The sequence below is a fragment of the Rhodococcus sp. C-2 genome, from assembly GCF_027854095.1.
Classification (GTDB): domain Bacteria; phylum Actinomycetota; class Actinomycetes; order Mycobacteriales; family Mycobacteriaceae; genus Rhodococcus_F; species Rhodococcus_F qingshengii.
On record NZ_JAQGFI010000032.1, the window covers coordinates 1 to 7674 of the forward strand.

6 protein-coding genes are annotated in these 7674 nt (G+C 62.3%); 3 read left to right on the forward strand and 3 right to left on the reverse strand.

Annotated features, from left to right (window positions below; genetic code table 11):
• Positions 1–135 precede the first annotated feature (135 nt).
• The gene (gene ppk2 / locus PCS43_RS33200) at positions 136–984 is read left to right on the forward strand and encodes a polyphosphate kinase 2 (RefSeq protein WP_270923246.1); all 849 of its coding nucleotides are present in this window, start codon (positions 136–138) and stop codon (positions 982–984) included.
• Between the two features lie 51 nt (positions 985–1035).
• Positions 1036–1869 (forward strand): alpha/beta hydrolase family protein, encoded by an 834-nt coding sequence (locus PCS43_RS33205; RefSeq protein WP_042450422.1) that lies wholly within the window; start codon positions 1036–1038, stop codon positions 1867–1869.
• Between the two features lie 4 nt (positions 1870–1873).
• Here the strand turns inward: PCS43_RS33205 and PCS43_RS33210 are convergent, their stop codons facing one another.
• From PCS43_RS33210 to PCS43_RS33220, 3 genes are all read right to left on the reverse strand, one after another.
• A complete protein-coding gene (locus PCS43_RS33210; protein WP_042450421.1) occupies positions 1874–3925 on the reverse strand; it encodes a prolyl oligopeptidase family serine peptidase in 2052 nt (683 codons plus the stop codon).
• A gap of 84 nt (positions 3926–4009) precedes the next feature.
• A complete protein-coding gene (locus tag PCS43_RS33215; protein ID WP_007733734.1) occupies positions 4010–5026 on the reverse strand; it encodes an alpha/beta hydrolase in 1017 nt (338 codons plus the stop codon).
• A 255-nt stretch (positions 5027–5281) separates the two neighbouring features.
• Positions 5282–6331 carry an alpha/beta hydrolase gene (locus PCS43_RS33220; protein WP_007733735.1) on the reverse strand — a complete coding sequence of 350 codons (1050 nt, stop codon included), beginning with the start codon at positions 6329–6331 and terminating at the stop codon, positions 5282–5284.
• 233 nt (positions 6332–6564) lie between these two features.
• Here PCS43_RS33220 and PCS43_RS33225 point away from each other — a divergent pair, with 233 nt between their 5' ends.
• Positions 6565–7551: a dipeptidase gene (locus tag PCS43_RS33225; protein ID WP_125050460.1), complete on the forward strand. Its 987-nt coding sequence runs from the start codon at positions 6565–6567 to the stop codon at positions 7549–7551.
• Positions 7552–7674: the final 123 nt, after the last annotated feature.

Below are 7674 nucleotides of genomic sequence, written 5' to 3' on the forward strand. Positions count from 1 at the left end.
TTCGCAATTCCCATTCTCGCGCCGAGGACCAGCCCGTCTACTTCAGTCCCGCGTCAGCAACGTCCATACCCACAACATTTAGCAGAACGCCGACCGTTCCTCAGCGCCTTCGCGGATCTCTCGACCGCCGTCGATCTGGCCGACACCGCCGCCTTCACCGTCGACGACAATGACGACGACGATCCGGTGCTGCTGACGTCGCCGGACGGTTTCGAGGTCGACACCTGGCGGGAGGGCTACCCGTACGACGCACGGATGCCTCGGGACGAGTACGAAATGTCCAAGCGTCTGCTGCAGATCGAACTCCTCAAGCTGCAGAACTGGTCGAAAGAAACCGGCGCACGGCACGCCATCGTGTTCGAAGGACGCGACGCTGCCGGTAAGGGCGGAACGATCAAACGATTCATGGAGCACCTCAATCCTCGTGGCGCTCGCGTCGTCGCGCTGGAGAAGCCGTCGGCTCGCGAGTCGACGCAGTGGTACTTCCAGCGCTACGTGCAGCACCTTCCCGCCGCCGGGGAACTGGTGATGTTCGATCGATCTTGGTACAACCGGGCCGGGGTCGAGCGGGTCATGGGTTTCTGCACCGACGAGGAGCATGAGCGATTTCTGCGCCAGGTGCCGTTGTTCGAGCAGATGCTCGTCGACGACGGCATCAGCTTGATCAAGTTCTGGTTCTCGGTTTCACCGCTGGAGCAGCGCACGCGGTTCGCGATCAGACAGGTCGATCCCGTGCGGCAGTGGAAGCTTTCGCCGATGGACATCGCTTCTCTGGACAAGTGGGATGCGTACACGGCGGCGAAGGAAGAGATGATCCGGTTCACCGATACCGCCACCGCTCCGTGGACCGTCATCAAGAGCAACGACAAGAAACGCGCGCGGATAAACGCGATGCGTCACGTGCTCAGTCAGTTCGATTACGACAACAAGGATTACGAGATCGTGGGTACTCCGGATCCGCTGATCGTGGGCAGCCTCGAATAGTCGGCGCGTGTGCTCTGCCCATCCGCGGCGTGGGTGGTTAGTGTGAGTTGAATGGAGACCGTACCGATCCAACTCCCCGACGGCACCGTGACCCCGATCCGTCTGTTTCCCGGACCGAACGACGACGCACCCGTGGTGGTGATGTTGCCCGGGCTCGGAGTTCCCGCCGGGTTCTACGATCCGGTGGCGCAGGCCCTGGTCGAAGCCGGCTTCAACGCGGCCATCGGTGAACTGCGCGGCCAAGGTGACAGCAAACCGCGCCCGAGCGCGTCGAGTGCTTTCGGATATCAGGAACTGGTCTCGATCGATTGTCCGGCGACGTTCGAGGTAGTGCGCGAGCGGTTCCCGGCCAGCACACCTTTTCTGATGGGGCACAGCATGGGCGGCCAGATCGGGGTGATGTACGCGTCGAGGATTCGGGGCCGGCTCGGCGGACTGATCCTGGTTGCCTCCGGATCGCCGTATCACCGCGGATTCCCCGGAATCCGTGCGCCCGGACTCTATCTGGGTTCGTCCGCGATGTCGGTGACAGCCAACATCGCCGGCTTCTGGCCGGGAGACCGGGTCAACGTCGGCGGCTTCGGTCGACAGTCGAAAGTTCTGATCACCGATTGGGCCCGGTTCGCCAGGACCGGTCGCATGGAACCCGTCGGTGCGGATATCGACTACGAGGAGCGGATCGCTCGCCTGACCTTGCCGGTTCTGTCGATCACGATCGAAGGGGACGATCTCGCTCCACGCCGGTCGGCAAAGAACCTGGTGGACAAGCTCTCCGGGGCCCAAGTGACGATGACGCACATCGACGAACCACTCGGTCACAACGGTTGGATACGCAATCCCACCGCTGTGAGCGAGCGCGTCGTCGCGTGGTTGCGCGACCGCTGAAAGATCAGCCGAGTTTCTGCCAGAGGAACTCGTAGGTCAGCGCAGTCTTGAAGGCCAGCTGAGCATTGTCCGCGGCGCCGCCGTGGCCACCCTCGATGTTCTCGAAATACAGCACCGGCTTGCCCAGCTCTTCCAGCCGTGCGGCCATCTTGCGGGCATGCGCGGGGTGGACGCGGTCGTCGCGGGTGGACGTCGCGATCAGGATCGGTGGGTACGACGCGGCGGCGTCGATGTTCTGATACGGCGAGTACTCCGAGATGAATGCCCACTCCTCCGGGACATCGGGGTCACCGTATTCGGCCATCCACGAAGCGCCGGCCAGCAGGAGATGGAATCGGCGCATGTCCAGCAGCGGGACCTGACAGACGATGGCGCCGAAGAGCTCGGGGTACTTGGTCAGCATGATGCCCATCAGCAGGCCGCCGTTGCTACCGCCCTGAGCTGCCAGAAGATCCGGGGTCGTGATTCCGCGATCGACGAGGTCTCTCGCGACGGCAGCGAAGTCTTCGTGCACCTTGTGGCGCCCGGCCTTGAGAACCTGTGTGTGCCAACCGGGTCCGTACTCGCCGCCACCACGAATGTTCGCAACCACATAGGTTCCGCCCTGCGTCAGCCAGGCACGGCCCAGAGAACCGCTGTACGACGGTGTCAGCGAGATCTCGAATCCGCCGTACCCGTAGAGCAGGGTAGGGCCGGGCTCGCTACGCGGACTGCGCACCACGAAGTACGGAACTTGGGTGCCGTCGGCAGAGGTGGCGAAGAACTGCTCCGTGGTGATGCCCTCGGCGTCGAAGAACGCGGGAGCCTGCTTGAGGGCAGTGGGTTCGGTTTCGCCGATCACGCCGTGCAAAAGAGTTGCAGGGGAGGTGTATCCACTCGAATTGACGAAGTACTCGTTGCTGACATCAGGGTCGGTGTCGAGAATTTCGATACTGGTCAGTTCTGGAAGCCCTTCGAAAGGTCGATCCTCCCAGCCGTTTTCGCCCGGCGTCAGGATTCGCAGCGTCGTGCGCACGTCGGTCAGGACCACCAGAATCAGATGATCGCGTGTCCAGGTGTAGTGCTCGAGCGAGGAATGTGCGTCGGGTTCGAAGATCGATGTCAGTGCTCGTGAGCCGGCAAGGAAATCGTCGTAACGGATGGCAAGCAGTGCGCCGGTCGGATATTCGGTGTCCTCGACGGCCCACACGGACTTGGTGCGGATCAACAACCACTCGTGGTGAATCGAGATCCCGGCGTCCTCGGGGACGTCCACGAGCACCAGTTCACCGTCGGGGCGAACTTCGAAATGCTGAGAGTTGTAGAAATCGACCGAGCGAGTGACGAAGTCCCGTTCGAACCCGGGCGTCGGATCGTGCGAAGCCGAGATGGCCACGTCCGTGGCCTGGCCCTCGTAGACGGTCTCGGCGCTGGAGAGGGGAGTGCCGCGCTTCCACCGCTGGGCCAGACGGGGATATCCGGAATCGGTGAGCGACCCCGGTCCGATATCCGTTCCGACGTAGACGGTATCGATGTCGATCCAGTCGATGTCGGTCTTGGCCTCGGGAAGGTAGAAGCCGGGATTCTCGCCCTCGGGAGCGAGGAACTCGCGCTTGTCGATGTCGAACTCGCGAACGACCGCCGCGTCTGCCCCGCCGCGGGAGAGGCTGATCAATGCACGGTTGCGGTGTGGCCGTAGAAGTTGCGTGCCCTTCCAGACCCAGTTCTCGCCCTCGGCCTCGGCCAGGGCGTCGAGGTCGACCAGGACGTCCCATTCCGGGTCGTCGGTGACGTACTGATCGAACGTCGTGCGTCGCCACAATCCGCGAACGTGGGTGCTGTCGCGCCAGAAGTTGTAGAGGAACTCACCTCGACGGCGGACGTAGGGGATTCGCGCGTCGGTATCGAGGATCTCGCGCACGTCGCTCTGTAGTCGATCGAAGCGCTCGTTGTCGGTGAGCTGCTCCTCGGTCACGGCATTGTGCTGACGGACCCAATCGAGTGCAGACTCACCGGTCACGTCTTCGAGCCAGAGGTAGGGGTCGTCGCCGGTGGTGGGCTGCTGATCGGAAGTCATACGTCCATTCTTACTGCTCGCTCCCGACAGCACTCGACCCCGCTCCCGAAACACTGGAGCGGGGTCGAGTGAGAACGAATCGGGTCAGACGCCCAGGGAGTGAGCGAGCATCGGCCAGGAGTTGTGGAGATCGTCCTGCCAGTAGCCCCACGAGTGGGTGCCGGTCGGCTTGAAGTCGAAGGTGGCCGGGATCTTCAGATCGCTCAGGCGGTAGGCGAGGTTGTGGGTGCAGTAGTTGACCGCTGCCTCGATGACGCCGCCGACGATTGCCTGGTTGGCGAGCGCACCGACCTGACCGTTGATCGCGGGATTGGCGAGAGTGTCGTGTGGACCGGGGAGTCCCGAGCCGGTGGAGACGTAGAGCTCGGTGCCGCGGAGCTTCTCGGCGTTGAGGACCGGATCGTTGTCCTTCCATCCCTGACCGTCGAGCGGGCCCCACATGTTGGTGATGTCAGCTCCACCGCGGGTACCTGTGACAAGTTCGATCGCACTCTGACCGACGGGGGTGCTGGTCTCAGCGCATCCGCTGTACGCCCCGACGCCCTTGTAGAGGCCGGGAGCCGCGATGGCGAGGTTGAGGACCGAGGTCGCGGTCATGGAGATCGCGGAGATCGACTGGACCTTGTTGGTGTTGAACTCGGCGTCGATGACGGGCGGGAGTTCCTTGGTGAGGAACGTCTGCCACTTCTGGCGACCGAGAACCGGATCGTCGTTCACCCAGTCGGTGTAATAGCTGAACGCGCCTTCGAGTGGAGTGACGACGTTGACGTTCTTGTCCTGGAAGAAGTTCATGACGTCGGTCTTGCGTTGCCAGGTCGCCGAGTCTTCGCCGCCGCCTGCACCGTTGAGCAGGTAGAGCGTCGGGCGGGGTTCGCTGTTGTCTGCGGGGAGGATGACCTCGAGCGGGATGTTGCGATCCATCGCCGGGGAGAAAACCGAGATGGTGACCTTGCGGTCGCCGGTCTTGGTGTTGCTCACGACGTGCGATCCGGACGTGTCACCGCCCGCAGAAGCTGTCGCCGGACTGATCAGCATCGGCAGCACCGTGGCCACTGCGAGAGCTGCGATCACACTGCCACGCTTGAAAATTCGAGCACGCATACGTTCGGATCCTCCACCTGAATGTCTTCGGATCCGGAACGGATCGAAGTGCCTGTGAGCCCTTACTGGAACAGGTTCACTTTTTGTTATGTGTCAGTAAAGCAGAGCGGGCGCAGAAAGTGACGCGATTCGATTGCCTGACAATTGAATTGGCCCCGGAATTAACCCCCGAATTAACCCCCGAATCGGCCCAGACAAGCACTCGACCCCGCTCCCGGAAGTGCAGGGAGCGGGGTCGAGTCGGAACGATTTCGGTCAGATGCCCATCGAACGAGCGAGCATCGGCCAGGAGTTGTGGAGATCGTCTTCCCAGTAGCCCCACGAGTGGGTGCCGGTCGGCTTGAAGTCGAAGGTGGCCGGGATCTTGAGATCGTTGAGGCGGTAGGCGAGGTTGTGGGTGCAGTAGTTGACTGCTGCCTCGATGACGCCGCCGACGATCACCTGGTTGGCGAGTGTGCCGACCTGTCCGTTGATCGCCTCGTTGTTCAGGGTGTCGTGCGGGCCGGGGAGTCCGGAGCCGGTGGAGATGAAGAGCTCGGTGCCGCGGAGCTTCTCGGCGTTGACGACGGGGTCGTTGTCGATCCAGCCCTGGCCGTCGAGGGGGCCCCACATGTTGGTCACGTCAGCGTCGCCGCGCATGCCCACAACCAGTTCGATGGAGGACTGGCCGACCGGTGTGCTGGTCTCGGCGCATCCGCTGTATGCACCGACGCCCTTGTAGAGGCCCGGAGCTGCGATGGCGAGGTTGAGGACCGAGGTCGCGGTCATCGAGATCGCGGAGATCGACTGGACGCCGTTGGTGTTGAACTCGGCGTCGATGACGGGCGGGAGTTCCTGGGTCAGGAACGTCTGCCACTTCTGACGGCCGAGGGACGGGTCGTCGTTCACCCAGTCGGTGTAGTAGCTGAATGCACCTTCGAGCGGGGTGACGACGTTGACGTTCTTGTCAGCGAAGAACTCGTTGACGTCGGTCTGACGCTGCCACGTCGCCCGGTCTTCGCCGCCGCCTGCACCGTTGAGCAGGTAGAGGGTCGGGCGGGGTTCGCTGCCGTCTGCCGGGAGGATGACCTCGAGCGGAATATCGCGTTCCATGGAAGGGGAGTACACCTTGATGGTGGCGATGCGCCCGTTGTCCGTGCGGCTCGAGAGCTTGGAACCCGTTGTGTTTGCCTTGGCAACAGTTGCCGTGGTGGTCGACGGATCTCCGCCTGCGGACGACACTGCAGGGCTGATCAGCATCGGCAGCACGGATACTGCGGCTACAGCGGCGACCAGACGGCCACGCTTGAAAGTGCGAGCACGCATACGTTCAGAAACCTCCACCTAAAATTCCTTCGAATCCGCCCAGGAGTGAACGGTCCTTTGTTGCTGTTCCCGTACGGGAATTCATGCTGGGTACATGCTCTGTCGATAGGTACAGGGCGTGTGAGTCTTGTAAGTTCTACCGCATCGGTGCGTTATCCGCCAGTGAACCAGAGATTTGCTGAACGTACGACCAGTTTCAGGTGAATTTCCCTGATCATCGACGGGATTAGTGAGTGAACCGGACATATCCACTATGGGAACAACATTGTTGCCTACCTCTGCAGTCGAACGCGTCTGTCGAAGATCTTCTCCGATATCAGCGCCCAGCGGGGAGTTACGTTTCGGTGAACGTCGGTTACTCGCCGCAGACTCGCGCGGACTCGACGGCAATCGCCAAGAGTTTCGCGTGGCAGGCGCGGGTCGAGTTCCCGGAGATCACCCCTGTCTTCAGCGTCGACGGCGTCGTCGAGATTCAGGAGTCCGGCGGAATCGCCCTGGCCTTCGACCTGGAGGACTCGAATCCGCTGGAGGGAGACCTGGCCAACGTCTCGTACTTCTACGACCTCGGAGTCCGCTCGATGTTGCCGACGTATAACTACATGAACGCTGCCGGCTGCGGCTGCTTGGACCTGGCGGACACGGGGTTGAGTGGATACGGCCGTGACCTGGTTGCCGAGATGAATCGCGTCGGAATGACGGTCGACGGCTCACATTGTTCGGTACAGACGGGGTTGGACATCTCAGCTATCACCCAGCGAGCAATGATCTACAGCCACTCGAACCTCCGAAGGTTGTGGGAGCATCCGCGCAACATCACCGACGATCAGGCCAGAGCGTGTGCGGAGACCGGCGGCGTAATCGGGGTCAACGGCGTGGGCATATTCCTCGGCGTCAACGGACCGGATGACGACCAGGCTCGGCTGTCCGCGATGGCCGACCACATCGAAGAGGCTGTGGGACTCGTCGGCATCGATCATGTCGGGATCGGCTCCGACTTCTCCTTCGACGCCGACGACTTCCGCGAAGAGATCGAGCAGAACCCGTCGTCGTTCTCCGAGGCGTACACCGCGTGGGGGCCACTGCAGTGGACTCCTCCGGAGGAGGTGCTGACACTTGATCAGGTATTGCGTGAGCGGGGCTTCGACGAGCCGTCGATCGAGGCCGTGTACGGCGGAAATTTCGCCCGAGTTGCCCGAGAAGTGTGGGCTACCGACGGGTAATACGACCATCTGGGGACAGCGAAACGATGCAGGACTACCCTGGTGAATCGTGACCTCACACTATGACGTCGTTGTCCTCGGAGCCGGCCCCGGTGGGTACGTCGCTGCTATCCGCGCGGCACA

What these genes read in the sequence shown, in the direction of transcription:
- PCS43_RS33205 (WP_042450422.1), top strand. Translation starts at nt 1,036, where the DNA reads ATGGAGACCGTACCGATCCAACTCCCCGACGGCACCGTGACCCCGATC.
- PCS43_RS33220 (WP_007733735.1), bottom strand. Translation starts at nt 6,331, where the DNA reads ATGCGTGCTCGCACTTTCAAGCGTGGCCGTCTGGTCGCCGCTGTAGCC.
- PCS43_RS33210 (WP_042450421.1), bottom strand. Translation starts at nt 3,925, where the DNA reads ATGACTTCCGATCAGCAGCCCACCACCGGCGACGACCCCTACCTCTGG.
- PCS43_RS33215 (WP_007733734.1), bottom strand. Translation starts at nt 5,026, where the DNA reads ATGCGTGCTCGAATTTTCAAGCGTGGCAGTGTGATCGCAGCTCTCGCA.